Here is a 2,878-nt window from a genome sequence, read left to right as displayed (position 1 = left end):
CCGATTGCTAACCTGCCTCAGCACGTACTCTCATGACAATCGGTCATGGCGCTGATGCGCTGTGCCGATCAGTCATGTGCTGTGCGGTGTGATCCTTCATGCGACCCGCAGCGCCCGGTATCTTTTTCTGCAAGGTCATCGTGAAGCCAGTTCTTCTCACCGCCGCAGCGAGCGCTGCACTTTCTTTGTTCGTGTCCGCATGTGGCGGATCTTCGCCGTCCACCTCGGGCGGTGTCTACATGGGACCGGTTGCGAACGCATCGGTGTCCGCGTATGAGATCGCCGCCGATGGTACGGTTTCCGATAAATCTTCCGCCACCGCCACCACGGAAAGCGATGGCAGCTTCAAACTGCGCGGCAGCCTGAATTACCCGCTGCTGGTGCGCGTGACGGGCGGCAGCTTTACCGAAGAAGCAGATGGCAGCACCTCGAACCTTTCCGGCGAACTCGATGCGGTCTATCTGAACGCGCCGTCGCAGATGGTGGTCACGGCCTATTCCAACGCGATCGTGGCCGATGCGCGCAACGCGGGCGGACTCAACGCATCGAATATTGCAGCGGCGATTTCGCGCGTGAACGCCTTCGCCGGCGATATCGACGTGCAGCAGACCACGCCGACCTTCGTCGCGGCAGGCACGACCGCGACCGTTTCCGACGGCGCGAAAATGAGCCTCGCGCTCGGCGCGGAGTCGGAAAGCCGCGTGGCGAGCGGCAGCACCATCGACGCGAGCACGCAGAGTATCGTCGCGCAGGCGGCCAATGGCGACACGCTGAGTTCGTGCAATACCGGCGCGGGCGACATGGCCAGCGACGGCACGCTCAACGCGCCGAACAGCGGCAATTGTTCGATCACCACGGGCGCGGCCACGCATATGACCAACGCGCTCAATCGCTCGGGCATCACCTCGGTCGCGCAGATCGCGCCGGTCATGCCGGGCGCGGCGCAGACCGCGACGAGCAGCGCCAGCACGTGCGGCGATCGCAATACCTTGCTGAGCGATAACCTCGCGCTGTTCCAGGGCCGCCGCGATGACGTGCAGGCCACGCTTACCGGCGGTCTCACCAAGACGAACTGGACGACCTACAAGACCGTCAGCAGCTGGGGCCCGATTGCCGGCCAATACGGCGCAATCCAGGCGCCCGCAGGCTGCTCGGATATCGACGCGTTCCGGCGTGAACTGGTGATGGCGGTAGAAAACTTCTGGGTCGATCAGAACATCAACTACTGTCACCACCATATTCCCGGCTGGCTGCCGCCCGACGATTCCGCGCTCGCGGACCCGAAGTATCGCAATTCGTCGGCGGGGAGCACATCGGGCGGGAAGGGCAGTTCGACGCAGAAGTACGGCATGACGTGTACCGCGCAGCGCAGCGGCGTGGACGGCTCGCAGATCGTGCAGTATCAGGGACAAGGAACGCCCGCCGCATTGCCGCCCGCGCAGGTGCAATGGCATGGCGTGGACTGCTCCGACTTTACCGCCTGGGTCTACAACTTCGCGGGCCTGACCAAGGACCATACCGAAGTCGAAACCGGCATTAGCACGCAGGCCTGCATGACGCCCGCAGGCGCGAAGAGCACGCCGCTATGGGCTGGCCCGACGCAAACCGGCGTGTTGCTCGACATCAACCACGGCAATTTCGACACGACGTCGAAATTCCTGCTGCCGGGCGATCTGCTTTACATCACGCTGTCGCCGCCGAAGAAGGACGGCAAGGCGATTCCGGAAACGGCGACCTCGAGCATCGGCTTGTCGCACGTGATTACGTGGACGGGCAAGAAGTGGTCGGAACTGCGCAACGGGCCGGAAGGCTGGCGCTACGATCCGGCGCATATCGGCGAGCCGGGTTCGCGTCTGGGCGGCGATCTCGCCTACATTCTCGGCAATGACGATGTGCTCGCCGCGCTGACCGCGAACGATCCGTACATGATCATCGACAGCCACTATGCGGGTCCGGCGTATCGGCCGTTCTATGGCTGGTATCGCGGCAGCGTGTCGGACGTGCGGCGCATCGTCGGGGCGGACGCGGCGCGGGCGAATCCGGAACTCGCGGACTACATCATCGAGCAGCAGTCGTCGATGTATCGCAAGGCCACCAAGAGCACGCTCGGCCAGATCGTGCTGGCGTCGAAGCATGGACTTGCCAACGGCGGATATCGCCTGCAATACACGCAGGGCGCGAATGGCGCGGGCGCGGGTTGCGAGCGCGTGGGTATCGCGAAATAGCACGGCTGGATGTCAATTGCGTGGCGCGGCAAAGCATCGAATAGTCGCCTGTTTGGCGCTATCTTCGAGCCTTTGACCGCGCCGCGCGTCGCTACACTCTCCGACGTATCCAACACACAAAATTCGAGATTCACGGGGAACGGCGATGGCCGACGCGGGTGCAGCAGATCACTACTTCGTAGGTTTGACGCAGCAGGCGACCGCGGGCGGCCTCGCGCGTCTGCGCGGTCATGGTGCACCGACGATCCCGGCCTCGCGTGTTTATCCGGTTGGCGCACGTTTCAAAGACTTCGTTGATCCGCTGGTCACGCTGCTGAACAGCGACCCGCGCGTGCGCGAAATCATTTTGCGTCCGGTGCTCGGGCGCTATGGCGCCAGTCAGGAACTCTCGGTCGGTCTCGAAGTAAAAGCCGCAATCGGTTTCGATGCAGCCGCACTCGCCGCCAGCGTCTTCTCACTGGCCAACGCCGCCTCGCAAACGGATGCCTTCGTCGGCCGTGTATTGCCGCCCGGCGAATGGACCGATAACGCGCGTCCCGGCCTCACCGTCATGTTCAAAGCGCCCACGCGCATCGCCGATACGGTCGAACTCGTGCGGCAGATTGTCGGCTTTCCCGGCGAAGGCTGGGCCATCGACGGCTTCACCATGATTC

At 63.6% G+C, this 2,878-nt stretch carries 1 protein-coding gene and 1 pseudogene; both read left to right on the top strand.

Going from position 1 to position 2,878, the window contains the following annotated elements; all coding sequences use genetic code 11:
• The first annotated feature begins 98 nt into the window (after positions 1 to 98).
• Complete coding sequence (locus P7F28_RS05950; RefSeq protein WP_306805795.1) at positions 99 to 2,225, top strand: hypothetical protein; 2,127 nt, start codon at positions 99 to 101, stop codon at positions 2,223 to 2,225.
• A gap of 145 nt (positions 2,226 to 2,370) precedes the next feature.
• Positions 2,371 to 2,878 (top strand): annotated as a pseudogene (locus tag P7F28_RS05945) (hypothetical protein); the annotation flags it as partial.

Origin of the sequence: Caballeronia sp. BR00000012568055 (genome assembly GCF_029439455.1) — a bacterium.
Classification (GTDB): Bacteria; Pseudomonadota; Gammaproteobacteria; order Burkholderiales; family Burkholderiaceae; genus Caballeronia.
Note: the sequence above shows the minus strand (reverse complement) of the source record. Positions and strands in the feature narration are given on the sequence as shown.